The following is a 25,794-nucleotide window of genomic DNA, read 5'->3' as shown; positions in this document are numbered from 1 at the left end:
TCAGTATTGCCCTCCCATCCTGGACCATACACCGGTAAAAAAAACCTCTTTAATTAATAGAGAAAAGATAAAGTTTCGTCGCAAAGACAATACAACCACATGCCTTAAGGAGAAACATTTAGTTGAACACATCAAAAATATAGATTTAAAATTCAATGAAAGATATACATACAAGATGAAACACTAATGATACTTAATGCAACTGAATCGACACAGATTTAACGGACACATTAGAGTGATTTAAAATAGTTAAAAAAGATAATGACCATAAACTGTAAACGTCAACACAACAATTTTAAGTTAAAACGTTAAAACGAATAGTTGAATGAGGTCATCCTGTTCATCAGAGCAGCATCACATATTTATATCGCATCTCAGAATATCTACACTAGGATAAATAAGTATAGCCGGAATTGTCTGCTAACAACGCACAGTCAAATACTCAGGCCGCCCCCTACAAATCCCAAAAGAACTGTAGCAGGTTACTAATGAGTGGCATATTTTACTTTGAAAAACCGTCTGAATGACATACACCTATATCCGTGACAATTGAATGAGTATCGTCCACATCCAGCACTGAATCATGGGTCAACATAAATACCTATAATGCTAATTGACAGCTATATCTATAAACATAGGGAAACAGAAGCCAGAGATTACTACCACTGACAATACTTTTTTTTTAAAATTTGTTTAAAAGTCTTGCATCTCAAATAGAACGCAAGTATTACAAATCAATAGTCCAACCTAAAGATTTTCCATCAAAAAGATGACAACATATTACCCCAGCCTCATTCAGCTTTGTTAACCAATTTCGGGTAACGTAAATAGATAATCCACAAATATCTGCTATCTGTCTCGTTGTCAATCCTGCTTCAGAGGTGGTACTAAGCGCTTGATATATAAGACTCAAGTTAGCGTATCCTTTACGCCCTTTAGCAAGACGCATTGTTTCATTAAGCTTCCCAATTTTTCTTAAAGCAACATCTGTTTTAATAGATGAATCACCACTTAATTCTTCTTTTGCATCTTTTTCAGAAAGACTTTTTCCAATTATATTTCTTTCCGTTTCACCCAACAACAAATAATAAACATTATCATTTACCGCATTACTGCTCATAAGAAAAGCCAACCTCGGAGTCATTCAGAATTGTTGCAAATGATATCCTCAAAACCCATTAAAACGGCATATTTAGTTAAAATAGCATATAAATATAGGTTAAAATTCCGTTTTTTAAATAATTTACAGAATAAAAATCTTTTGAGCGTTCTGATTTTTACACCGATTATTAATCATCTTTCAATGCAAATGAAAATCGGATTAAATGTATTTTCGATAAGGAAAGCGGTGTCCTTCAATCTTTCAACTCGAATTCGACGACCAGCTGTACTTAAATCAAACATTAGTCGATTGAACATCTGATCATCAGTTGAATCATTAACATTTTTCTTGATAACGAAATTTGATAATGTGAAATAGCTATAGTATTCAATCGAGTAATCGAAATATATAATCCTCAGTACATCAAATGTAGTATTAGTATCTAACTCTGTGAGTTCACCAGAAAAAGAAGCCATTCCAGTCCCGTTGGGATTAAAAGTCATACCGATTATACCGCTGTATTGAAATCCTTTTTTTGGCATGGGGATCAGTACGGGTGACTCACAATTAATCATTTCTCGCCTGGACACATCAAAGTAATAATATATATTAGCCAGAATAATCACAATGAAAGATATAAGTATGGTTAACTTAATAATTGCGCGCATTGATATACACTCCATTGCAAGCTGAAATAATATTATCTTTCTCACCAGAAATATTGCAACGACTAATAAATTCCCGCCCCTTACCCTCTAGTGAAATACGTTCATCAGATTGATACACATACGAGAAACCCTTAGTACAGGCTATGTTAAAATTTTCATTTTCAACCATCTTCTCAATCCTGGAGCGAATTGATGCAAAATCATGCTCGCTTACCTTTTTAAGCGTGTAAATTTTACAAGAATCTATTTTACCAAAATAAAAGAGCTCCTTGTTTGTTAATCGGTCTTTAAGGAAAAAAATTTGATATAATAAAACCATAAGCAAAATCATAAAACTTAGAATTGCAAAAAGATATTTACGAAAAAAAACATCCTTGAGCAAACTAAAACCACCATCTTTATAATTACTAACATTATCGCCAGATAAATAAAAACCAACGCGTGGTATTGTCTTAATTAACTCCTCTTGACATTCCAAGTCTGTAAGCGTTTTTCTTATAAAAGAAACATATTGAGTAAGACTGTTATTTGATGCAAGCATCTCATTTCCAGACCATACATAATCAAAAATCGCTTCTCTGGGGACAACCTTCCCTGCGTTGATTAACAAGCATGTAAGAACACGTGCAGCCATATGTGGTAAAACAATAATATCGTCCGCACTATTTTTGTTAACTAAAGAACCATCATCAGAATTGTAAACTATAGAATTGTTAATCAAAAATTTCATTTTGATAAATGTCTCTAACAAATTGATCAGCATTTGATGCAGATACGTATCAACATAATGGATAAATTATAGTCCTTACAGTTCTAACTTGCAGAAATTTATACTACTTATTTTTATTTTGATGATGCTGCCATGTCATTAGCAATGCTTTCTAGTATAGCTTCTGGCACCCTTTGTTGGTTGAAATACGTTTCGCACAAGGCTTTCTGCTCATTTTGCAACGGGTCTTTACCTCCGGATGAAAAATGATCTAACCATGGGACTAACATCTCTGGCTGCTCTGCTGGGATAGGATGAACCCCTTTCTTGACGTGAACGCCAAATGCATTGAAGGGGCTATGATCTTCACGCTCTAAAAACAATACAGGCTTTTGATTAAGCTGGTATTCAAGCAGAAAACTAATCCCATCAACGATCAGTAAATCGGAAGCCTTGAACGGACCGGCGTAGTCGCCATTTGTAAGTACTCCTGTATTCGGTAGTGCACACCATCTGGCACAAAATACATCAAACTCTGAAGAGGATGTGTTTGAAATTGATTGCATTTGGCTGACAAGCGCAGGATGAGGACTGAACAAAAAATCAATTTCAGGATGCACCTGTGCCAGATTCAGCATAAATGATTTCACCATCCAAAATGTACCGAAATTGGTCCATTCAGTACCCGTGGAGTGGTGAGCACTCCATATTATTTTAAAGTTATTTCCTGTATTTATCGGCCAGATGGGTTCTGCGTGACACAAATAATCAACTCGTGGATGCCCAGAAGTGATTACGGGTAATGTTGATGGCATAAACTCGCGTATTGCATCATTCGCAATAAATATTCCACTGGCTCGTCGATACAAAGGACTCGCCCGAAATCCTGAGACATGAATCGGGGCAATACTGTAATCTATATAATAAATCTTCGCAAAACCAAGCCATTCGGCAGCAAAAGCTGGCGATATATCAGCATCCCAATGTGATTGTCTAAAAATAATTTGAGGTTCTAATGCACGAAGAGTAGACAAGTCATCAAAAAGATCTCCCGAGATAATCCTGATATGCGGAATACCTTTAGATTTCATGCTATTATGGGTATTCTCTTCATTACAAAGCTTTTCGCTTCCAGGATACTTTCGCGGGATAGTCACAACTATCGGATCAAATCGAGGATCTTTACTCATTGCGAGCCAAACAGCGTGCAAACTACTCCATATTTCAACACTGTGGACAAGAAAAACACAACGCCATGGTGCTTTTCTTTTCATTATCAGACGCTCAGAATGATGAATAGATTGCGATACAACCAAAAGTTTCTGGCGAATATCATTCAGCTGAGAAGAGAGCGAGTCTATCTGCGATTGTTGATGAACACTGTTGCTTAAAATGGCGTTAATTGAGTCTATAAGCCGCCTATAACGCAGAGTTATCCCAGGAAATACTCTACGAATACCCATTGTGATCAGAGATCTAACCATTACTTTTGCCTTTTAAACCAAATCTGGACACCAGGCTACAGAGGGTTAAACGCATATAAAAGTTAAACATTTTACTTCCCATCTTCCTTGCCAGTAAGAATCGCTCAAAATGAGTGAGTGGAAATGATGCTCCAAGGCATTGTTTGAATATATTGTTCAGGTAATGTTTTTTTAGGGGCTCTTCAATAATAAACCATCCCCAATAGTGTGTATTTAACATCAATCTAAAAGCTTGCATTGCCGTGGAACGTGTTATCTCTGGTTTAAGGCGCAACATAAGCCATTCGAAAAGCTCAACATGTACCAATAAGCGTTCATCCTTGATGCCGATATCCTGTCCTGGCCTTGCCTGACGGTAAAAATAGTGACAATCCGTAATCGTTGTTAACTTTCGGGCTGCGAACAATGCTTCAAACTGAAAAGGAAGATCATCGAAACGACGAATATGTGCCGGGAATACAATTGCCTTTTCTTTCAGCATCGCTGTACGGTAGATCTTACGCCAAATCGTGGGACGCGAACTTAACTCATCACAAAGCAACGCATTCTCATTACCCAGGCATTCCACCTTCCCACCATCGGGATAAAATTCAGTCCAGCCGCATTGAGCCACATCAGACTGACGCAGCACAGCAGAACGGAATAGAGAGCTAAACATGTTCGGTGCAACAAAATCATCGCTATCAACAAACCCAGTAAATGTTCCCCGAACAGCTGAAAGACCGGTGTTTCGTGCAGTCGCACACCCAGAATTTTGTTGATGAATCGTTTTGAAGCGTTGCGGATATTGTATCTGCCATTTTTTTGCAATTTCCCCACTACCATCGGTTGAACCATCATCAACAACAATGACTTCCAGCCCGTCCAAATCCTGATGAGCTAATGATGAAAGGCACTCATCCAGCCAATCGACAACATTATAGACAGGTACGACAACACTAACGGGTACTGAAGACAAGCGCCCACTGACTTGCGTTGAAGCTTCATCCACCCACCAGCTAAAACGCTCACAATGTTTCGCTGAAAATTGGTACCATTGCAGCCAGTCTCCCGCTGAACGTTCCAGAACGCCGCAGACAACATCTGGAGCGTGAGAAAGAATTAATTTTTTTATTTGTTCCGAGTTGTTTTGGTCCAGCACAGCATAGAGTTCGTATCTCTTATCTACAGGAGATTTATTAATAAGCTGATTTATATCTGACACGACATAAATATCTGAATGCGAAAGTAACGAACTCCACCTTCGTTGGCCAGCAGATTCTGAGTCCACAATCCAGATAGGTGCCTCATGCTCTTTTAATGAATTAATCATATTTGGGCTAATCAATTTGTCACCCGGAATGATAATCAGTGGGATATCAGGACGCTGAGCAAAATAAGGGTGTCTGCCATCGATACAGGAAGAAATAACTTTCATTGTGAACCGCCTTTAATCATTTTCCCCATCAGACGAAAGATACCGAGCCATAACATCGGACGAAACAGTAAACCGGGGACCAAAAACGGCAGACTGCTCCATCGGTAGCCAGCAGCCAGTCGAGACAGTCCATGTGAGCTACCCACTAACAACGCCAAAGCAATAATGGCCTGCCCCGCTGGCAACCCAGCCTTGAATGCCGTAGCAAGCACCTGACGCGGACGGGCATGCTCAAACAGCGAACACGATGCAACATAGTAGGGTTTGCGATCTTCGGGTAGAGAAGCGACGCCACTCCAGTGCAACATACGTAATAGCTGCCCCATTAATATTCTGCAATGATTACTGGAAAGTGTTGCAGGCACTGCGTCAATGACTCCCGCTACTGCGTCTACCATATCGCGTCGGCGATGGCTTCGTTCCTCCGTGATTTTACCGGGCCTTCCTACCCGATAATAGTAACCGACTATGTCCATCAACATTATTTTTCCTTCGCTAAAAAGAACACGGTAATGAGGAACCAAATCTTCAAATACTTTGCCATCACGAAAAAAGCCAACGTTGTGCAACCAAAAATTCCTCCGATAAACTCCGGTATTAATATTTGGCTCAAGACCTAATAATTCAGGGGCCGCAATAAACGTAGTAACCCCATCATCACAATACTTGCGCGACTGAGAATAGCTCTTTTCATCATAGAAAGGAGACAGTGTCTGATTAATATCGTCATAAACCATACTGCGCCAAAAAACAGCATCAGCATGATTCCTTTCACCACGATCAATGGCCACCATTAGCGTTAATGCATTTAACCAGTCATCACTATCACAAAAAGCAATCCAGTCACCTCTTGCCAGACACACCCCTTTATTACGAGTAGCCGACAGTCCCTGATTGGGTTGCTTCAACAGAAGAACCTGTCCTGGAAATTTCGCCAACAAATCCGGCAAACACTTGAAACTATCATCGGTACTGCCGTCATCAATGACGATCAATTCAGCATTAGTCAGTAATGATGAGGACAATGAAGCAAGCGTCATTTCTACCCAAGCAGCTGTGTTATAAACAGGAACGACGATGCTCACCACCGGTATTTCTGCACTGCGAGTATCAAGAATAATGTCAGGTTTCAGGTTAATTCCCTCTCACTTAAAAATTAAATTCTGGTAGATGCTATACGCCCGGCGCAGCGCCCTCAGACGCCGTGAACCTCGTATACAATCCTGTATCTTCTGCCCTCCGATCCGAAACCACAGATGGCGATAAATGCGAATTAAACCATCCGATAACGTAAACCGAAGCTTGCCCATTGGAGTGCGGGGCGTTCTTAAATGCCTAAAATACTCGCGTCGAAGCGGATGACGACAGCCAGGAAGCCATGGCTTATCCGGGCCTGTAAAATGTAATATGACGGGTCCGGCCAGCGCTGCAACGTGCTCCTGGGCACTAAAAGAAGGTGTCAGGATGTCCGGCAAGTAACAACGCGTCTGGACGTTGTAAATTAAAGGCAGAGTATGAATTTCTCCCTGATGCGCCAAATTCAGCACATCCTGATCCTGCAATCGAATAACTTGCTGAAAGCGGTAATAAATGGTCAGGTATTCTTTTAATGGAGACGGATAACGCGCTCTGAGTGCATCCAGGTTGATAAGGAGTACCCCAGCATTAATGTAAAGGCTCTCAATACCAAGCCTCTGCGCTTGATCTCTTCCGCCCTCATCCGCGCAGGCTCCCATTACTACATTTGCCGGCAAATCATACTGCCAGAGAGGAAGAAGGTTGCCGCATACCACCATATCCGCATCCAACCACAGCACTCGGGATACATCAGTAAGCAATTCCGCAAGCAATAGTCGATACCACGTTCGATGGCTAATATGGCGTCGGTTATTGGGGAGATACTCAAGAGAGTTATGTGAAACCTGATGAAACTGAAAGCGGATGTTGTCACCCCTTTCGTTGGACAGGAGCGCTCTGCTTTTTTGAGATAATGTTTCATCGCACAGTAAATGGATGATGAGTCTTTGTTTCGGATGTAGCCCTGTAATCAGCGATGACAAGAATGTATCGGCATGAACAACATAGGCGTCATCGACTGCGATAGCGACTTGTATTGCCTCATCAATCAACTGGCTTCGATCTGGCTCTACGGGTTGAGAAGGCTTGAGGTATGCAGGAGAAACCCCTGTTGCAACCCCTGTTTGCCCAATCCTCATCTCTGGCCAACGCTGCTGAGCCGCAATGAGCCAGGCCTGCGTCAAACGCTCGGCAAGAAAGCCCCAAACTCGCTGCTGATAATGCGTGTAATGTTCAAGAGAGCGTTGTTGCGATTCCGGTAGTAATACTCCAAAAAGAAACGAACAGTAATCCTGAAAATAAGGATGTCGCATCACCACAAGATTACCCGTGACCATCGAAGTTCGTGAAAGGCAGTCAATCAGAGGGAGATAGAAATCTGGCCAGTCTCGCTTCACTCTTTCAACAATGCTTTCCAGATCGGCACCATGATGTGCACGATGATAATACTCTGCCACCGTCATTATCTGTTCAGGCAACCCAGGGGGATGTACCGGTAGCGCAGGAGCGGTCATGACATCATATGACTCCAGACACTCATTGACCTGTTTCTCCGTCCAGCCAAAATAATGGAGGGTATTTTCATCCAGTTTAGAGAATGTTCCGTTCAGGATCTTATTCTTACGAAACGTCAGCATGCGCCGATAGTGCATCAGCCCATACCAGTCGGCATCGACATTTTTCCATATCCAGTAAAGGGCCGTAAGCTCACTCCAGAAGGGATTTTGAGACGAAATATTGTCCCCTTCGTCGTCCCCCGCCGCGTAATCAAGACGAGTTGAAACAACAGATCGACCTGCCTGAATGGGTGTAAAATAACGATTTCGAAAGTATGGTGCCGGGCGATGATGGCATACGAAAAAACGGACCACGGGTTCAGACATTATTTTCCTCCCCCGGACCAGCCAGACCGTCACGAAGCCCTATACCCCAGTGCCAGATATTGCGGAGTTTTTCAGGGCCACTCATTGCGCCAGCCAATTGCCCAAGCACCCTCAACGCAGTGACATTGTTATTCCATGGAGCACCCGAACGGGTTCTTGATAGCCACAAAAGGTTTCGTGTTAATAACTTACGGCGCTCGGGAGAGACGCCGCTGCGGCTGTTAATATCATGTTGAAATCGTAGCGATGGACACCACAGCATCCTGACACCTTGTCTTGCAAGCGCGGCTCCGGCGGCCAAATCGTCAAAATAAAGAAACAATCTTGTATCCAGTACATCCAGCAATTGCCGTACGACTCTACGCTCAACGCAGCAACCCACAAACGTCAGCGTACAGACCGACGTTATATTGGGCTCTCGGGGCAGCCATCGCTCAGGGAAGAAAAGATAGCCCAACGATTGTCGTAAGGTTTGCGGCAAACGCTTAAACGGCATGTTCATTCGGCAAGGTTGATTGAGTGCATCTCGAACATGACTCAACCAAATATCGGCCTGAGGCTGCTTTGCCAGTTCACAAAGCCAATCCGGTGCAGGTTGCGCATCATCATCGTAAAGACAGACGTGCGTCCAACCCGTCACCGCCGTTAACGCTTCTAATCCTGCTGCAAAGCCACCCGCACCACCACGATTCTCAGGTTGATGCAATACAGTCAGCCTTAGCTCATCCAGGCTATCCAGCCATTCTTTGGTTCCATCGGTGGAGGCGTTGTTAACCACCAGCACCTGGTCGAATGACATATTTAGCGTGTGGACCAGCGTCCTTTTCAGCATCGTTAACCTGTTAAAGGTAACAATCAGCGCAGCCACTTTCATGCGTTATCATCCGGCCAGGCCAAAAAGTGCTCACCTGCTGGGGTTGTTATAAAATGCTTCGCGATCGATATGGCCTGGCGTAGCGTAACGTCCATATCCATATAGCGATAAGTCCCTAATCGCCCGATAAATGTCACACCAGTAAGAGCCGAAGCACGTTCGCGGTAGTGAGTCAGCAGCCGTTCATCATCTGCCATTCGCAGCGGGTAATAAGGGATATCATTCTCTTTGGCCTCCCGAGGGATTTCCCTGACTAAAAGCGTTTGTTGATGCTGCTCCCAGGGACTCAGACGCGCATGGTCAGTAATGCGCGTCCAGGGAACAGATTTATCAGCATAATTCATGACGGCACACCCCTGAGCGTCAGCCGTTGCAGCCTCCCGAATAAAATCCAACGTCCTCCAGCGCAAGCGCCCCGCATCATGATTAAACCAGGCATCAAGTGGACCAGACCAGAAAACATGTCCTTTCTCCATCAACTCACGTGCAATTTCTGCCGTCACAGTGACGTCAGTCTGCACCTTAATATTGGGGTGTTGCAGCATAGATTGAACCATCGCGGTATACCCGTCCTGTGGCATACCCTGAAAACGGCTATCAAAATAGCCATCTGTATAGTCAAACCTGAATGGAAGGCGCTTGAGAATAGAAGCCGGAAGCTGCGTAGCCGAACATCCCCACTGCTTTTCGGTGTAATCACGGAAAAACGTCTCATAAAGGGGAGCCCCCATAAGTTCATGCGCATGTTGCTGAAGATTTTCTGCGCCGTCAGGCGTTGAAATCGTCATTGAAGCAAGCCATTTTCGCGCTTCATTGGGCGTCATTGCCGCTGAGCGAAACTGGTTTAAGGTGTGCAAATTTACTGGCAAATTCCAGACCTGCCCCTGGCTGGTCGTAAACACACGATGTTGATATGGCATAAATCGTGCGAAGCGCTGGACAAACTGCCAGACTTCTTCATCGTTGGTATGGAATATATGCGGTCCGTAACGGTGCTCACGCACCTGAGTATGCGGGCATCGTTCATCGTGGCAATTTCCCGCGACATGGTCACGTTGTTCAAAGATGCTAACCTGAGCACCCTGTTCGGCCAACAGCCGAGCGATGGTCGCGCCGGATAAACCAGCCCCTACGATATAGATATTTTTATTTTTCATTTTTTACTCGCTTCCTGCTGCATAGCTTCTTGATAGAGTGGAAGAATGTCGTTTGGTGAGCCATCGGCAATCATCTGATGGTTTTCGAACCACAGCACGCGATCGCAGAATTGTTGAATATCCTTTGGATTGTGGCTGACGAAAAGAAGGGTGACGCCCTGGGCCCGAAAGCGTTTTAGTACTTCATAGCAGCGTTGGCGGAAAGCAGCATCCCCCACGGCAAGTACCTCATCTACAAGCAAAATATCCGGAGAGATTTGAGTCATAACCGCAAAACCCAGCCTGGCTAACATTCCGCTGGAATAGATTCGTACCGGTTCGTCAATAAAGCGTCCAAGTTCAGCGAAATCGATAATCGCCGGCATCGCTCGTTTAACTTCCTCCCGACGCAGACCCAGCAGCGTTGCATTTAGAGCAATATTTTCCCGACCGGTGAGCTCAGGATGAAATCCGGCCCCCAGCTCCAACATTGAGGCTACGCGGCCACATACCTTTACCTGTCCGGTTGTAGGGGAAAGCACGCCTGCGACAAGTCCCAATAGCGTACTTTTCCCTGCGCCATTGCGGCCTATCAGCGCCACGGATTCTCCACGACGAATACGAAAACTCACATTTTCCAGCGCTGTGTGCTGATGTTGCCTGATCAGAGCTTTAAGCTGTCCTGGATGTAGCAATAGCGATTTAAGACCAGAACCGAGGTGGTGCCAAAGCGGGTAGCTCTTACTTACCTTGACAAGTTCAACCGTCGATGACATCACAAAACCTCCGCGAATCGGGGAGCAAGCCTACGGAGCACTTGATATCCAACCAGTAACATCACGACGGAAAACACAAACATTGACAGCAAATGTTCGCCAGAAAGTCGTCCATGCATAAAAAGTTCACGCCATGCCAGAATCAAAGGTGCCAATGGATTAAGATTGAGAAGCCATTGCCAGCGTGCAGGTACCATTTCAGGCGAATAAAGCACCGGCGTGGCGTAAAACAAGAGCATCAGCCCAAGCTGTACAAAGCGTTCAAGATCGCGCAGAAACAACGTTAGTGACGATAAAAGACAAGACAGTCCAGTCAGAAGAATAAATTGCACTAAAAACAGCAGTGCTCCGCCCCATAGCCAAGCAAATGTAGGTTCTGAACCTGTACGGCTGACCAGCAAAAATAGAGCCAGCACCGGGAGGCTAAATAAAAAATGTACCCCCTCCGTTAACACCTGAGTAATAGGCAAGACTATGCGTGGAAAGGTGGTTTTTTTGATAATGGCACTATTTACAAAAAACAAAGCAGGTGCCGTACTCAGGCAGGACGTAATCCACTGCCAGGGAAAAAGACCGCACAACAAAAAAAGCGGGTAATCAGCAATAGGCACCCGCATGACCTGCCCGAAGATCAGCCAGTAAATAGCCCCGAACATCAGCGGGTGCCCTACAGACCACAGCCAGCCGAACAGACTGTTTTTGTAGCGTACCTTTATCTCTTTTTGGACCAGCACACGAATAAGATCCCGCTGCCACAGTAACGACAAAATAAAACGTTTCATTTTTCAAGTTCCATGACGCCAGAGATCGCGGAGAGACTCAGCACTCGCTCATAACAAGAGAGGTTCTTAGCCGCAGCATGAGAGGCCGTCAGAGAATGAAGCACACGCTGTCGTCCTGTTTCACCCTTGCGTTCACAGCAAGCAGGGTCCTGCAATAGCCGCCTCAGGGCAGCAGCAAACGCAATATCATCGCCATCTTTTATCAGCGCGCCACAACTGTTATCAGCGGGTAAAATGGTACGGCATCCACCGCGATCAAAAGCCACTGAAGGACGACCGCAGCTGGCCGCCTCCAGGAGAATGCGCGGCACCCCTTCTGCATAACGCGATGGAAGCGCAATAATATTGGCCTGAGCAATCAACGCTGGCATATCATGTCGTGCCCCCAACCACTCAATCTCCCCCTCGTGGTGAAGCTGAACGAGCTCTGCTTCGGGAATACGATTCACATCACCTGGGGCTGCGAGTCCTGCCACCTGCAGGCGCAGAGCAACGCCCTCTGAGCGCAACTGTCGACAAATGTTAAGCAACGTGTCGAGCCCTTTAGGGCGAATGAGCCTCCCCGCAAATAACACAACCGGTACGCGATTTCTGGGGAAAGACGAATAAGGAAAAGCATCGGGATTAACCCCTGAGCAACCGGTCACCATCGTGCGGGATATTGTGATACCGCAACTGTCCATGAGCGTCTTGCGATCGCCTTCGTGCTCAAACACCAGCAGGGTTTGAGGTTTTCGAGCAGCCCTACGCCACCACCATCCAATGATTGCCCTGGCCGGTCTCGCGAACGGAAAGGTGCTACTCCACAAGCGGCCTAATCCAGGGAAAGTCAGTGCTACCGGCCAGCGGCCAGCAAGACCGGCACCAATCAGGCAGGGTTTTAGCGTAATACAATGCACCAGATCAGGCTTCAAACGGCGCAACCAACGCGATATTTGCAATCCGCTTTGTATCAGGTTAAACGGGCTTGCTGACGGGCCTTTCAGTGAAATTTCATGCCAGTGAATTCCTGCCTGATGCAATTGGCGCATAACAAACTCATCACCCTGACGGCATAAAAGATGAACGTCATAACCGGCCTTTTTCGCCGCACAGGCGCGGTCCAGCCAATGCAAGGCAAAATAGGCCGCATCGTTAACGATAAAGCAGAGTTTCAAAGATCACCTCGGAGGAAGCGGGGATCGAAAGGAAAATCACGATGCCCCCGGATGCGCCATTGCTCCGCCGCCTCCAGGTCACCTTTCGATTTTGCAATGGTAATTAACGACGCTGTTACATTGGCGTCGTTATGCACATGCAGCCACGCGCTGGCACAGCGTTCAAATTGATTCAAATGAGAGGTTTTTCGGGTCTGATTGAAAGCCATAAGCTCACTGACACACCGGTTAAATTGCAATCGGTCATACTGTGCGATTGAATTTGGTACATCCTTCAGTAGCTCAGTATCCGTTAACCCACTTATTTCAGCGGTGCGCAGGATTGCGCGCGTCTGCCAGGCCGTATGCAAAAAAAACATGCCCCATAAGCAGAGGCCCCCCACTGCAATCAGGATGAAGCGTTTCAGGTTGAGTGAAACTTCCCGAGGTTTAAGCAAACGAACCGGCCAGCTCAGACGAAGCAAAAGCAAAAAAATGACGGCATGCACGGCTGACAGATAAAACGGATACTCTGTCATGCAGTGCAGGGCAATAGGCAGCGTGAGGGCCCAGATCGTACGCGAACGATGCGACCCCTTAATCAAAGGGATGCAAAAAATGCCGGCAAACAACAGCAGCCCGCTCAATGCCACAATGCCGCCTTCAGCCAACACGAAGAGTATTTCATTGTGCGGATGCGTCACCGTATGCTCAAAGCTGGAAACTTGCCCCGTACTTGCGAGCGCATCAGGCCACACGCTTTCAAAACTGCCAGCCCCCGCACCCAAAAGAGGATGCTGTTTTATCAACGCAACACTTCCTTCCAGCATTTGCCTGCGCTGGATGGAAGATTCAGCCCGCATGCGCTCAAGGCTGAAAGCCGATGCATCTTTTGCATCAGAATTTATTGCCGTTTTATCAGCCTGGGATTGCATCTGGTGTTCAGCTGGCACGAGAATTGGGATCCCTGGCGATGGAATGATTTGCACCAGTAGCCAGCAGCCAACGATCAGGCCGGTTATCAGTAGTATTGTTTTTCGACGCATTTTCGCCGGAGAAAAAATAACCAGCCCCACCATGGCAATAGTGGCCCCCAGCCATCCTGTTCTGGAGTGGGTCAAATAAAGGGCGAAACCGATCGTCAATAGAATGACAACCCAGGCAAAAATTGAATTTTTACGGCGGCATTGCACCACGGACCACAGCGTCGCACCGAGGCCCGTCGCCAAAAATGATCCCAGAAGATTTACCTGTCCAAACATACCTAATGGCCGGCCTTCCGCCGCCAGTGGATTGTGATGCAACCAGCGCCATGAAAAATAAGGCGCATAGAGCTGAAGGATGGCAGCGATGGCCTGAAGTAAAGCGGCACCGGCTATTGCCCCAATAAATACTCGGGCATCAAACCACGTCAACTTACATTGCAGCAGTAACCCAAAAAAAACCGTCATAAAAATAATAAATGCAGCTCTGGATAGAGCATTAATTCGCCATCCGTTATCATGTACGATGAATAGTGATATATTCATTAAAATGAGAGCCATAAGCAGCCAGTGGTAATATTTCCCTCCGCGAAATGCAGAATTACTCCATTGACGGATAACAATAACCAAAGACTGCAAAGCAATTACCCCCCAGGTAACAACACTGTGCGCTGAATTGAGCCCTACAGAAGTAACATTATCTGTTGGAAATTGAATAGCAATGAAAAGAAAGGCCAGCACGATATAAAAAAAAACATCTCGACCACTTTGGAAAACAAAAGGAATAATCACCCCCTAATTAACGAGTCTAGTGGTTTTTGGTAATCATCAGCACTATAAAGAGGACTATCCCTTAACTTGCCCGCTTCTATAAGCTCATGAAGATAGCGTGCAATATCGGCCAGTATTTTAGCCACTTCAGGATTATTATTCTCCAGAAGGAACTTTCCGACCAATGCTCTTCTTTCAAGAGTAAAAATACCGTCACTATAATGAATAACTGCGTTCTCCAGAATCTGAAGTCGTTTTAACTCACAAATATCGCATAAAAGAGCGTCAAGCATACACAACCTTTTACTAAAAAATTTAATGAGAACACCAGTCTGATGGCTAAATTCTAAGGCACCTAAAGCGCCTTGTTTACAGAGATTATTTTTACTTGCAGCACCAATCCCAAACACCGAAGAACACGCAAGACTACAATGCGATATAAAATCCAATGAAAAGAAAAGAAATGTATTTTTTTATAAAACTCATAATTATATATACTCTGCTATAAGGGTAGCAGTGCATGAAAACGGGCCTTCTTCAGGATCCTCTGCGGGATCAGTAATTAGTTTCACCATTAACTTAGGTGGAGCAGTAACGTTTTCAACCTTAAACTCTTCGTTCAGTTTCAGCGGAACGCTATCTTTATAAAATTGGATCCATAGGCCTTTGCGACCAGAGTCAATAATACTACCGTCAGATGGCACTGGTGTTGCCTTAAGGGTCAATAAAACCGTATTCGCTCCGCCAACGCTGCCACAATCAAGCTCGTAGTCAATGTTTCGTGTATAATTTTCGCTTTCTATTTTATTGATCCCAATGTTGCCAAAAGCGATTTCAATGGTCCGGTCATTATTAATGGAACATGCCGTCATAGCCTGAAGCAGCCCGGTAAAGGTGAAATCCACGCTGTCTCCCGTTTGCTTCGAAATAGCCAGCATGCTACACGATACTGTCCCAAAAAAAATGAAAGCCAGCATCAGGATGAATTTTTTCATCTTCATTTCTCCTCCCCCTCTCAATCAAATGCCATTAATAACGTGGCGGAGGAGGTAATTCGATTACCGCTGATCAGTTTATTGCTGACGTCTGTTTGCACCAGTTGAGCTTCCAAAGTGGGAAACTGCCCAACCTCCACGGCAAACGGCGTATTCACATCCTGAATCTGTCCATTCACTTTAAGTGCGATCCCAAGTCCTGTGGCGGCCACCCCGCCTTCGATACCGACTTTTAGCAATTTATTGCCGTTGTAATCTTGCGAACTGCCGTCTTTTGAGGAAAGCTTCATCGTCGCCGAGCCCGCCGAATCACCCGAGCAGGTCATATCACTGACCAGCGGTTCAATATAGGTTCTTCCTAATTCATTACTCGTGGAGCTAAAACGGATATCACCAAAATCGACCAGTAGCTCTCCCCCCTGATTGAACGTGCATTTGCCTGTCACGACAATCGTGCCTGAAATATTAATATTTATTTCAGACCGATTCGCTGCATAGCTACTGTCGGCATGCGCCATGCCTGCAGCACATAGCAAAAGGATTAGTAAGACCAACCCAAAACGGTAAATCCATGAGCCCCACAACAAGGGATGGCACACTACCGTTCGGGTAATTAAGCCCCAGTTTCTTCTCTTCACGGATAATCCACCTTAAAAGTCGCCGTCACTGCGAAGGGCCCAGGCTTTACAGTGTTAGTTTCAATAGCCTCTGGCTCCGCCTCGATATACCCCTGTAAGGTAATCACCGACTCTTTGTTGCTCAGAAGAAAGAGCGGACTTGGCTTGTTAATGGGGATCAATTGTGGTGCCACTTCCGAATCGGCATCTGGCAAGGTTTCAATTCCGAAAGCCAGACCATTTTCCTCACCGTTATTGGTGGCCAATAGCCCCGGTAAGGACCCGCTTTCCGCCCCGAGGAAGGTAACCGTCGCACTGTTGCCCATACTGGTATCGCAATCAGTGAGCTTGATAGAAAAACGAATACCCGGCGTGCGCTTAGCCGTTTGAAAGTACTTACCGACAATCGTGCCAAAATCCAGTGGAATATCCGCTGATTCCGGAGCTAACGTGCAGGGTTCGGTGACTAAATTGCCGGTGATTTGAATATTATTTTCCACTGAGTGAACAGGCATAATAGACATATAACCCAACAACACGGCCAAAATCATCCGGGCGTTCATTAATCATACTCCAGTGCGAAATTCACCGTGGCGTAGTACTCACCAGCCGTAAGTGGGGCGGAAGTTCTCTCTACGCTCACGCTGTAAACCAGTTCATCCTGTTCTGGTGAGATAAATTGAGCCGGCCCCTGCTCGCCTAAGCGAACATCCAGCCCCCGGTGATCCGTCAAACGAAGGCCTATACCTTTTACGCCAATTACGCCAACCAACTCGGGGTTATCAGCGTCTGCCTGCGCCTGAAATCGAACGGAAAGAACGGGCTGAATAGCGTCCCAGGCGAGACTGCCGGTTCGTTTATCCACCAGACTGCCGCCTTTACGGGTGCAATCTTTCAGACGCAGCAAAAATGTAACGGCTGCACTGCGATCGCCCGGATGCTGCAACTCGATAGTGGGCGTCGCTCCCAGTTCAACATCCTGCCAGCGGGAAATCATATCGAGGTGACATACGCCTTCGGTCAATGCACCACGCACCTGAATTTCCCCGTGCGCTCCTTCCACATCCCAATGATCCACAGCGAAAGTGGTGACAGGCAGTGCCACCATAACTACCGTTAAAAACGATGTCAGCAATTTCAGTCTGGTACGCATCATTTACCCCTCCATTTTCCACCAGACGTCCTTCGCGAAAACATCCGGTAGAATGGCCTTAACCGACCTTAGTGCTTTTAAGCGTGCAGCTATTTCCTGCGCAGCTAAAAATCAGTTTTGGGCGACCGCCGTAATCATTGACATAGGTCAGGACAGGGCTGTTGCCCACCGCTGAAACCGGCACGCCTAATGGTGCTTTCCCCATAGGTTCCAGCATCAATGGTTTGAAATCATTTATATTTTCCCCGCCTGATTCCGTCGACACCGCGGTAAAGGTGATAAAATAAGGCGTTGGGTTATGCACCACATATTTGCCCCCCTCTTTAGTCAAAGTCACCTGCTCCTGCCAAGGCTTACTGTTTGGCTCAACCTTCAGTGCTGCCGGGCGATAAAACAGTTTGATGCGCGTCTGTAATGCAATCTGCAACGTATTGGGTTTACTACTCTTCGGCGGGATCTCACGCAAGTTAAAGTAGTAAAGGCTCTCCCGGTCCTGCGCCAGCAGGTTCATTCCAGGAGTGGCCTGCACTTTTACCTGGGTTTTGGCGCCGGGTTCGATACGCTGCACGGGTGGAAGCGCAGTCAGAGGGCTGGTAATCTTGTTACCTTGCGCATCGTCAATCCAAACCTGCGCTAGATATGGCAGCTCTTTATTCTGGTTCGTCACCCCCATTGAGACAGAGTTATCTCCTCCATCCAGCACCACGCGAGTGCGATCCAGAGCAAGGGCAGCATTCGCAGATTGTGAAAGCCCCATTAACACCAGAGTAATTGCACACGCCCTGGAGGTAATGGCCAAACGGGATTGAATAGTCATTTTCATATTTCGCTTATCTATTAATATTACTGATAATCATCTACCCGATTCACCGATTAATTATTTTACGTCGGCAACACAGGGTAATAACAAATTTCCATCTGGCAGTGTGGCAGGCAGTGTGATAACACACTGAGTCTCCCCATCCCAGTTCACTTCCATTGTTTCTTCAGGTTTAATACCTGTTAACCAGACCATACCGTCTTCACTGATAATTCCCGTCTGGTCTTTATTTTTATTCAGTATCGTTGCACCAAATGGTGGTGTACTGCCATCCGCTAGTTTGATAATGGCCATCGCTTTATGTCCGGCGATAATACCAAAACGACGATAACCAATTGCTCCCTGAGTCAGAGTTCCCTGTACAACCGAACGCGTGGCTTCCACATCCTCGCCCAATTTATTCAAATCTATATTAATATTATTGCGGTAATAACTCGCCACATCACCAACGACTGTTTTACCAAACATATTTGAGTACGACGGTGCACCTGTATTTCTTACCGGGACATTCGACACGCCACCGGTATCCACCATCATTCGCGTTCCGCCTGTAGCACCAATGCGATGTAATGCCGCTCCCTTCGTCGTGGCTGTAATCCCGCCTCTCATAGAGGCTCCCGCAGCGCGATAGCGATTTCCCTCAAAACTACTGTTAAAGTTCATGTCGCTGAAATCGCCCTGGTGCGATAGATAGCCGCTACCGCTGATTCTATTGTCTCGTGTTACCCCCGCACTCAGACTATAATTGTCATGGTCACCCATGCTATTAGAGTAAGTCGCCCTTTGAGAATTTGTACCACCACTGTAGGATGCATCGTAACTTAATGTCCCCCCCCCACCCCATGGAATGGAAAGGCTGACAAAAGCACCGTCATCTTTCAAGCCATTATATTCACTGCGAAATGCGGAAACATTTGCACTCATACTTTTAAACATCATGAAATCAAAATATCGCGACATTGATATATTATATGTGTTATTTGTCGGATGATCCCAATAGGTCTGATGGCTGTAATTTAAATAAAGCGATGTACGCCAGTCTCGTAATTGTTGGCTAAAACTGATGGTATAAAGCTGCTTGCTGCTATTAGCCTGCTTATATCCCTGATATTTCGCGTTCAGGTATTGGTTTACGTTCATAAAGTTTCGTTCCGAAAAACGATAACCTGCAAACGTCACCTGACTGTCAGTCTCATCAAAACGCTTGGAATAACTAAGGCGATATGAACCACCTTGCTTTGTCCCCTCTTCCGGTACTACCGCCCGAGACTGCGTAATATCAAATGATAATGCACCGAAGGCCATTAAATCACGCCCTACCCCCAACGCGAGTGAAGTGTAGTCCCCTGCGGTCAGGCCCCCACCAAATAGTGACCAGCCGTTAGTGACACCCCAGGAAAACTCTCCAGTGCCAAACACCGGCCCTTGGCTGTGATGATCATAATTCGACGGTTTACCGGTCGAAAATTTATAGCGCACACGTCCGGGCCTGGACAAATAAGGAATGGTCGCAGTATCAACCTGATACTGGCTGCTACTGCCATCCTCCTCCGCAACTTTCACATCAAGTTTACCGCTGATGGCATTGCTCAAATCCTGAATACGGAATGGACCAGCAGCAACGGTAGTTTCATAAATCACTCGCCCCTGCTGACTGATCGTGACTTTGGCATTGGTCTTTGCAATCCCGGTAACCTCTGGTGCATAACCACGCAGGTTAGGTGGCAGCATGCTGTCATCCGAAATCAGGCTGGCCCCGGTGTAGCGGAAACTGTCAAATATGTCGGAGGATAAATAATCTTCCCCGAGGGTCAATTTCGCCCGGGCGGCAGCTATCGACCGGTATAAATAGTAACGATTCCAGCTCCAGTCCTGCTGATTACCACCACTATTATTCGTTCGATGACTGTAGTTTCCCTGCCAGTCAGCTCGAAAACGCCATGCGCCAACGTTAATCCCGGCAACCCCATTGCCGCTGAGCGTTTTAGCATCGCTGCCCTGTTGCTGGTGAGTTGTCTGACCATTCACACTGTAGTCAAACAATACGCCGGGGATCCCTTCATCCCAGCGAGACGGAGGATCCCAGTTTTCTGAGGTGTACTCCAGATAAGCCTGGGGTAAATTAACTTTCACCGCGCTGGCACCGAGGTCTCCAGCCACAGACATACCGGGAAGAGATGCGGGGTCCATACATTCGTTATTGTGCCACCAGGTGAGCTTTTTGGCAGAAGCTTCCGTCAGCCCTAACTGTTCCACAACATCATGAGTCAGGCATGCATAGCTTTTATTTGCATCATCATCTGGGGCAAAAAATTGAATCTCTCGTTCCGGCAACGTATTGTTATTAATCTGAACAGCCAGGGTATAGCTCCCGGGCATCACATACCCGGCCTGTGAAAACTGGCTCAAATCAATTTGAGAACGATCTTTAAGGTCAAGTACATCCGTATTAAACTGAACATTATCGTCAGCCACTGCAATCTGACAACTGGAAAGTACCAAAAATATTTCGAGCGCAAGCGGACGAATTTTCCCCAAACATCCTGGATTATGTTTCATTAAAAATAATCCACCTTAAAGCGAATAATACTATAGTAATCACCAGGCCTGATTTCCTGGCCATTACCTTTCAAATGAAGTTGGTAATTCAGTGCCATTAACCCCGGTGAAAGCATTCCTGCGGGTAACGCCTTTCCAGGAATGGCTATATTCCCGTTATGATCGCTAATTTCAAGCGCAATACCTTTGGCTTCACCTGTAACATTAAATAACTTTCCGTCATCAGATGAACCATCGAAAGTGACCTGAAAGTGGCTCCACTGTTTTGGGGGAGGACCATCAGACTGTAACGAGCAGCTTTCGAGATTAATATGAAACGAAACGCTTACCTTTTCGGCGGGCTGAATAACCATCGCAACGGGTTGGGTTGTTATTTGTACGGTCTGGTAGCGGTCATCCATAGTAATACTGCAGGCAGTATCAATGATACTCCCCTGCATGTTGACTCGGCCACGACTCTGTTGAGAAGCGGTAACATGACATGAAAATGCTGTAAGCAAGAAGCAAGTTAGGATTGTAGATTTTATTTTTTTAAAATAATGCATAGCTACTGTTCTTTCCTGCTTGCCGCCATTGGCAATTTAAATACAGGCGCAAACATCTGTCAGCGCCTGAGTTGTTTATTCTAAATATCAGAACAACAGCTAAAACTTACTCGTAAGACATTACGAAGTTAGCAGTAGAGGTAAACGTACCTGGCACAACCGCGCCGGAGGTAGTAGCACCCTGAACATAAGCCTGGAACTGCAGTTCGTTGTCGCCATCGTTAAGTACGATCGCTTTTGCACTTGTATTTGGAGCAATAACATTGCTACCCATATCGGTAATAGTCACGCCCACACCTTGAGCCTGACCGGTAACAGCAAAGGAGCTTTCCAGACCCGCAGTTTTATCGCCTTCATAACCGTTAAAAGCAACATTCACTTCATTGACGGTGTCGAAAGTACAATCGTGCAGCTGGATGCTGAAATCTACAGGAGTAGAACGGTTGCCACCCTCTAAAGCACCTTTGGCAATAGCACCCAATTGAACGGTCTGATCAAGGCTTTCTGAATCAATTGAACATGGGGCATCAACAACAGAACCCTTAAAGGTAATTTTACCGTGGCCCTGATCCTCAGCGGCATGTGCACCAGTAATCATTACAGAGGACATAGCTACCGCGAGAAGAATTTTTTTCATAATAAGTACTTTTCCTGAATTTAGAGACATTCCTGTCTATTTAGAATGAAATGTAGTTCGAAAATATATATTCCCGAATACGCGCTTATTATTAAACAGCATCTGCAGCGCAGTCAAACTCCATCAAAAATAAACCAACTTACTGAATTTAAAGGAAATATCAAAAATACATAAAACCATAAAAAATATAATCACTGCAAAAACACCCCCACATTAAAATCTAGATATAATATTCTGCTATTTTATAAAATACGAGATTAAAAACCTAAACACTACCAATTTTACAGATTTATAAACCAAAAAAGCTAAATTGATCCACATATGTTACCAAAAGTTAAAATTTCAACCATAAAACCAACAAAAAACACACATTTAACACTTAAAAATTTTTAATTTTAATTTTAATCATCAAATAAATATTTCATGACTGAATAACGAAAATATAAGATTAGCAAAGTTAAGAAAGGGAAGGTGCGAATAAGCAGGTCATTTCTTCCCAAGCTGACTCGCTGATTAAAATTTCGCGGATCTGGGCCGATTTTTTTCCCGCAAACACATCGAATCAGCCTATTTAGGCTATTTTTTCCACCATTTCTGGCGTTATTTCCGGTTTTTACTGAGATCTCTCCCACTGACGTATCATTTGGTCCACCCGAAACAGGTTGGCCAGGGTGAATAACATCGCCAGTTGGTTATCGTTTTTCAGCAGCCCCTTGTATCTGGCTTTCACGAAGCCGAACTGCCGCTTGATGATGCGAAACGGGTGCTCCACCCTGGCACGGATGCTGGCTTTCATGTATTCGATGTTGATGGCCGTTTTGTTCTTGCGCGGATGCTGCTTCAAGGTTTTTACCTTGCCGGGACGCTCGGCGATCAGCCAGTCCACATCCACCTCGGCCAGCTCCTCGCGCTGTGGCGCTCCTTGGTAGCCGGCATCGGCTGAGACAAATTGCTCCTCTCCATGAAGCAGATTACCCAGCTGATTGAGGTCATGCTCGTTGGCCGCGGTGGTGACCAGGCTGTGGGTCAGGCCACTCTTGGCATCGACACCAATGTGGGCCTTCATGCCAAAGTGCCACTGATTGCCTTTCTTGGTCTGATGCATCTCCGGATCGCGTTGCTGCTCTTTGTTCTTGGTCGAGCTGGGTGCCTCAATGATGGTGGCATCCACCAAAGTGCCTTGGGTCATCATGACGCCTGCTTCGGCCAGCCAGCGATTGATGGTCTTGAACAATTGACGGGCCAGTTGATGCTGCTCGAGCAGGTGGCGGAAATTCATGATGGTGGTGCGATCCGGCAGGGCGCTATCCAGGGATAATCGGGCAAACAGGCGCATGGAGGCGATTTCGTACAGGGCATCTTCCATGGCACCGTCGCTCAGGTTGTACCAATGCTGCATGCAGTGAATACGCAGCATGGTCTCCAGCGGATAGGGCCGTCGGCCATTGCCCGCCTTGGGATAAAACGGCTCGATGACAGCGGTCATATTCTGCCATGGCAGAATCTGCTCCATGCGGGAGAGGAAAATCTCTTTTCGGGTCTGACGGCGCTTAGTGCTGAATTCACTATCGGCGAAGGTGAGTTGATGGCTCATGATGTCCCTCTGGGATGCGCTCCGGATGAATATGATGATCTCATATCAGGAACTTGTTCGCACCTTCCTTAGCATAGCCCTCAAATTACCATCAGGTAAATCATGAGTATTCCGTAAAACTGGATAATCAGGTACAAATCCAGTTGGCTTTTGCTTACCGGTCAGATAACTCGGCAATTCTGGCGAAGTTTGCACAGATGCTGCAAAGCCTGCAGCTGTTTCTCCAGCGGAAGATCCACTGATCTTCTCGTACGTATCATCCATCATCGACGGAATAAACTTCGCCTTACAGGGGCAGGTACTGTAGCTGTCGAGGGTTCCGGCCATTCGCCGGTCATGAATGGTATCGTTGTCGATGCCACCGGCTATCTTGAAAAGCCCGGCATGTTTACCGCAGGTCACACTGTCCTGCTCCCGGGCAACCGGTTTATCAAACAGAGTGTGATCCTCTGCACCCGTCGTTATTCTCCCGCCGCAGGTCGTCTTGTCGCCCTGCACCAGGTAAAAGCCTTCTGCTGCCATATTTTTCCCTTTAGCTGAATTCAGTCCAGGTTACCCGCAAAGCACTGCACTGCTTGCCGGATCGAGCGCAATCAGACCGGACAGAAGCAAATCCATCTCGGGCTGAAGCCGTGATTTATCGGTTTCACTGCGTGTGGCTTTCATACGCAGCAGTCTGAGGCGACGCGATTTCACTTCAAACAACAGTGCAGGAGTCCACTGTGTGAGGGTGATTGACTGTGCTGCACCATCGAGCTCACCCAGCAAATGCAGCGCCAGTCGGGGGTGAACTCCACCACCGACATCGACGGAATGGTTCGCAGATAATGTGGCCACAGCAGGATGACCAGCCCTTCGGTCAGTTCCGGTAGATCGTCATCAAGTTTCTCGCGCAAACGGCCCATCAGGAAGGCAAAGACCTCGAACAGACGCTCCACGTACGCGTCGCGCGCGCCCGCTTTATCGAGATTGAGCATTGCCGCCTGCTCGGGATGGGTCCGGGAGAACTCTTCGCCCGCTTCCAGCAGGTAGCGCATTTCAGCGTCATAATAACGCAGGGTTAAATCATCCATCTTTATTCTGCTTAGTAAATTGCTGCGTGTTAAACACTGAAGCAGACTCCGGGAGTCTGGCACGGGTAATCATAAAGAAAAGAGAATCATCAATGCTGAGTACAAAGGGACGGTTCTATGGCATATTTTTTTGCCATGCCAAGCATCCAACCCGAAGGGATCCCCTGGCACTCTGTGTAACCTTTATGCATTAAAGATGTTGTGTATTTTTCTTGAAAGATAAACATTCCCAGGACAGTTAACCCTAAGATGATAAACGTGGTTTTCAGTAATTTTTTACCTGATGCAATGGTTATCTGCTTCCCGGTAAAAATAACAGGAAAAATCATCGCCAATAACGGTGAGAAAAAAAAGAAAAATGCGGCAGCAAAAGTTACCCAAAAAGAGAAGTTAACGACATCGGGGTAAGAAAGGTATTCACGCAACTTAAAAATGCCGAGATATGAAATCCCGATAGAAATCACCAGGAAGAATACCACCCCGAAAAATGTAATTACACGTTGTTTAAGAGGATACATTGCTTGCCAAGTCCGTCAAGATTTCATGGACAAATGCCATTAGAGCTAATTTCAAGACAAATGAAATTCTCGTCTTTATCAGACACGGTTTTCAGCAAAGGATATATGTTAGCTCCAGAGTATTTTTTTGATGATCACCATCCCCTGTTGTTAAATTAAATCCACCACCATATTTCTCTGAAAACAACCATTCTAGATTCTGGTCTTTACTGGATCGTTGAAACTGAGCAAATGCTTTCTGTTGTCCGACTGCAAGCGTAAAATGTTCATCAGTATTTCCTCCCAATGAAGAGATATAGCCAGAGAATTCTGAAACCGAGACAGAAAGCGGTGCATCGCAAGGATTTTTTATAAAAATAACGCCGGGGTATGGTTTTTGTGACGAACACGCTGACACGCTCAAAAAAATACAAATAAGAAGTAATTTAGTCATTGAATTTTACCCTACTCAGCCAGATCAAACCTTTTAAATCCTCTTCAGCCGC

26 protein-coding genes and 3 pseudogenes are annotated in these 25,794 nt (G+C 45.9%); all 29 read right to left on the bottom strand.

What is annotated here, in order from left to right; translation table 11 throughout:
• Positions 1 to 727: 727 nt before the first annotated feature.
• The 29 genes and pseudogenes from HV229_RS03695 to HV229_RS03560 all read right to left on the bottom strand — a co-directional run bounded on the left by HV229_RS03695 (position 728) and on the right by HV229_RS03560 (position 25,742).
• Positions 728 to 1,120, bottom strand: a complete 393-nt coding sequence (locus HV229_RS03695) for a FaeA/PapI family transcriptional regulator (RefSeq protein WP_165500015.1) — start codon at positions 1,118 to 1,120, stop codon at positions 728 to 730.
• 173 nt (positions 1,121 to 1,293) lie between these two features.
• The gene (locus tag HV229_RS03690) at positions 1,294 to 1,770 is read right to left on the bottom strand and encodes a hypothetical protein (RefSeq protein WP_053389974.1); all 477 of its coding nucleotides are present in this window, start codon (positions 1,768 to 1,770) and stop codon (positions 1,294 to 1,296) included.
• Positions 1,754 to 2,500, bottom strand: coding sequence for a winged helix-turn-helix domain-containing protein (locus tag HV229_RS03685; protein WP_158083361.1), 747 nt, complete (start codon positions 2,498 to 2,500; stop codon positions 1,754 to 1,756). The genes HV229_RS03690 and HV229_RS03685 overlap by 17 nt, the downstream gene beginning before the upstream one ends.
• Before the next feature lie 113 nt (positions 2,501 to 2,613).
• Positions 2,614 to 3,963 carry a hypothetical protein gene (locus HV229_RS03680; RefSeq protein ID WP_052951280.1) on the bottom strand — a complete coding sequence of 450 codons (1,350 nt, stop codon included), beginning with the start codon at positions 3,961 to 3,963 and terminating at the stop codon, positions 2,614 to 2,616.
• Positions 3,956 to 5,380, bottom strand: coding sequence for a glycosyltransferase (locus tag HV229_RS03675; protein WP_181546942.1), 1,425 nt, complete (start codon positions 5,378 to 5,380; stop codon positions 3,956 to 3,958). Before HV229_RS03675 ends, HV229_RS03680 begins: the two co-directional genes overlap by 8 nt.
• On the bottom strand, positions 5,377 to 6,465 hold the full coding sequence (locus HV229_RS03670; protein WP_131351402.1) for a glycosyltransferase family A protein: 1,089 nt from the start codon (positions 6,463 to 6,465) through the stop codon (positions 5,377 to 5,379). The genes HV229_RS03675 and HV229_RS03670 overlap by 4 nt, the downstream gene beginning before the upstream one ends.
• A 60-nt stretch (positions 6,466 to 6,525) precedes the next feature.
• On the bottom strand, positions 6,526 to 8,340 hold the full coding sequence (locus HV229_RS03665) for a DUF4422 domain-containing protein (RefSeq protein WP_047358696.1): 1,815 nt from the start codon (positions 8,338 to 8,340) through the stop codon (positions 6,526 to 6,528).
• The gene (locus HV229_RS03660; protein ID WP_053389970.1) at positions 8,333 to 9,214 is read right to left on the bottom strand and encodes a glycosyltransferase; all 882 of its coding nucleotides are present in this window, start codon (positions 9,212 to 9,214) and stop codon (positions 8,333 to 8,335) included. The genes HV229_RS03665 and HV229_RS03660 overlap by 8 nt, the downstream gene beginning before the upstream one ends.
• A complete protein-coding gene (locus HV229_RS03655) occupies positions 9,211 to 10,371 on the bottom strand; it encodes a UDP-galactopyranose mutase (RefSeq protein ID WP_181546940.1) in 1,161 nt (386 codons plus the stop codon). Before HV229_RS03655 ends, HV229_RS03660 begins: the two co-directional genes overlap by 4 nt.
• The gene (locus HV229_RS03650; protein WP_047358694.1) at positions 10,368 to 11,126 is read right to left on the bottom strand and encodes an ABC transporter ATP-binding protein; all 759 of its coding nucleotides are present in this window, start codon (positions 11,124 to 11,126) and stop codon (positions 10,368 to 10,370) included. The genes HV229_RS03655 and HV229_RS03650 overlap by 4 nt, the downstream gene beginning before the upstream one ends.
• The gene (locus tag HV229_RS03645; protein WP_047358693.1) at positions 11,126 to 11,908 is read right to left on the bottom strand and encodes an ABC transporter permease; all 783 of its coding nucleotides are present in this window, start codon (positions 11,906 to 11,908) and stop codon (positions 11,126 to 11,128) included. Before HV229_RS03645 ends, HV229_RS03650 begins: the two co-directional genes overlap by 1 nt.
• On the bottom strand, positions 11,905 to 13,065 hold the full coding sequence (locus HV229_RS03640) for a glycosyltransferase family 4 protein (protein ID WP_094169461.1): 1,161 nt from the start codon (positions 13,063 to 13,065) through the stop codon (positions 11,905 to 11,907). The genes HV229_RS03645 and HV229_RS03640 overlap by 4 nt, the downstream gene beginning before the upstream one ends.
• A complete protein-coding gene (locus HV229_RS03635) occupies positions 13,062 to 14,819 on the bottom strand; it encodes an O-antigen ligase family protein (protein WP_181546938.1) in 1,758 nt (585 codons plus the stop codon). The genes HV229_RS03640 and HV229_RS03635 overlap by 4 nt, the downstream gene beginning before the upstream one ends.
• Positions 14,816 to 15,208 (bottom strand): hypothetical protein, encoded by a 393-nt coding sequence (locus HV229_RS03630; protein ID WP_131351411.1) that lies wholly within the window; start codon positions 15,206 to 15,208, stop codon positions 14,816 to 14,818. Before HV229_RS03630 ends, HV229_RS03635 begins: the two co-directional genes overlap by 4 nt.
• A gap of 78 nt (positions 15,209 to 15,286) precedes the next feature.
• Complete coding sequence (locus tag HV229_RS03625; protein WP_052951276.1) at positions 15,287 to 15,793, bottom strand: fimbrial protein; 507 nt, start codon at positions 15,791 to 15,793, stop codon at positions 15,287 to 15,289.
• A gap of 20 nt (positions 15,794 to 15,813) precedes the next feature.
• Complete coding sequence (locus HV229_RS03620) at positions 15,814 to 16,431, bottom strand: fimbrial protein (RefSeq protein ID WP_131351414.1); 618 nt, start codon at positions 16,429 to 16,431, stop codon at positions 15,814 to 15,816.
• A complete protein-coding gene (locus HV229_RS03615) occupies positions 16,428 to 16,973 on the bottom strand; it encodes a fimbrial protein (RefSeq protein WP_052951275.1) in 546 nt (181 codons plus the stop codon). Before HV229_RS03615 ends, HV229_RS03620 begins: the two co-directional genes overlap by 4 nt.
• Complete coding sequence (locus HV229_RS03610; RefSeq protein WP_249417784.1) at positions 16,973 to 17,566, bottom strand: fimbrial protein; 594 nt, start codon at positions 17,564 to 17,566, stop codon at positions 16,973 to 16,975. The genes HV229_RS03615 and HV229_RS03610 overlap by 1 nt, the downstream gene beginning before the upstream one ends.
• Before the next feature lie 55 nt (positions 17,567 to 17,621).
• Positions 17,622 to 18,320, bottom strand: a complete 699-nt coding sequence (locus HV229_RS03605) for a fimbria/pilus periplasmic chaperone (RefSeq protein ID WP_053389978.1) — start codon at positions 18,318 to 18,320, stop codon at positions 17,622 to 17,624.
• A gap of 120 nt (positions 18,321 to 18,440) precedes the next feature.
• The gene (locus HV229_RS03600; protein ID WP_181546936.1) at positions 18,441 to 20,942 is read right to left on the bottom strand and encodes an outer membrane usher protein; all 2,502 of its coding nucleotides are present in this window, start codon (positions 20,940 to 20,942) and stop codon (positions 18,441 to 18,443) included.
• Entirely contained in the window at positions 20,942 to 21,487 is a 546-nt protein-coding gene (locus tag HV229_RS03595; protein WP_181546934.1) for a fimbrial protein, read from the bottom strand. Before HV229_RS03595 ends, HV229_RS03600 begins: the two co-directional genes overlap by 1 nt.
• A gap of 106 nt (positions 21,488 to 21,593) precedes the next feature.
• Entirely contained in the window at positions 21,594 to 22,124 is a 531-nt protein-coding gene (locus tag HV229_RS03590; protein ID WP_249417783.1) for a fimbrial protein, read from the bottom strand.
• A 401-nt stretch (positions 22,125 to 22,525) separates the two neighbouring features.
• Positions 22,526 to 22,756: a hypothetical protein gene (locus HV229_RS26490; RefSeq protein WP_346655010.1), complete on the bottom strand. Its 231-nt coding sequence runs from the start codon at positions 22,754 to 22,756 to the stop codon at positions 22,526 to 22,528.
• Positions 22,738 to 23,718: an IS5-like element ISKpn26 family transposase gene (locus tag HV229_RS03585; RefSeq protein ID WP_000019445.1), complete on the bottom strand. Its 981-nt coding sequence runs from the start codon at positions 23,716 to 23,718 to the stop codon at positions 22,738 to 22,740. Before HV229_RS03585 ends, HV229_RS26490 begins: the two co-directional genes overlap by 19 nt.
• Before the next feature lie 243 nt (positions 23,719 to 23,961).
• Positions 23,962 to 24,240 (bottom strand): annotated as a pseudogene (locus HV229_RS03580) (PAAR domain-containing protein); the annotation flags it as partial.
• Positions 24,241 to 24,270: 30 nt separating this feature from the next.
• Positions 24,271 to 24,498 (bottom strand): annotated as a pseudogene (locus HV229_RS03575) (type VI secretion system protein TssA); the annotation flags it as partial.
• Positions 24,495 to 24,791 (bottom strand): annotated as a pseudogene (locus HV229_RS03570) (type VI secretion system baseplate subunit TssF); the annotation flags it as partial. The pseudogenes HV229_RS03575 and HV229_RS03570, both read right to left, overlap by 4 nt.
• 89 nt (positions 24,792 to 24,880) lie before the next feature.
• Positions 24,881 to 25,309, bottom strand: a complete 429-nt coding sequence (locus HV229_RS03565) for a hypothetical protein (RefSeq protein WP_095715348.1) — start codon at positions 25,307 to 25,309, stop codon at positions 24,881 to 24,883.
• A gap of 91 nt (positions 25,310 to 25,400) precedes the next feature.
• Positions 25,401 to 25,742, bottom strand: a complete 342-nt coding sequence (locus tag HV229_RS03560; RefSeq protein WP_141244077.1) for a hypothetical protein — start codon at positions 25,740 to 25,742, stop codon at positions 25,401 to 25,403.
• Between the last annotated feature and the right edge of the window lie 52 nt (positions 25,743 to 25,794).

Source organism: Citrobacter sp. RHBSTW-00524, from assembly GCF_013747755.1.
Classification (GTDB): Bacteria; Pseudomonadota; Gammaproteobacteria; order Enterobacterales; family Enterobacteriaceae; genus Citrobacter; species Citrobacter braakii.
The sequence above is the reverse complement of the archived record's forward strand: the minus strand, read 5'-3'. Positions and strand labels throughout refer to the sequence as shown.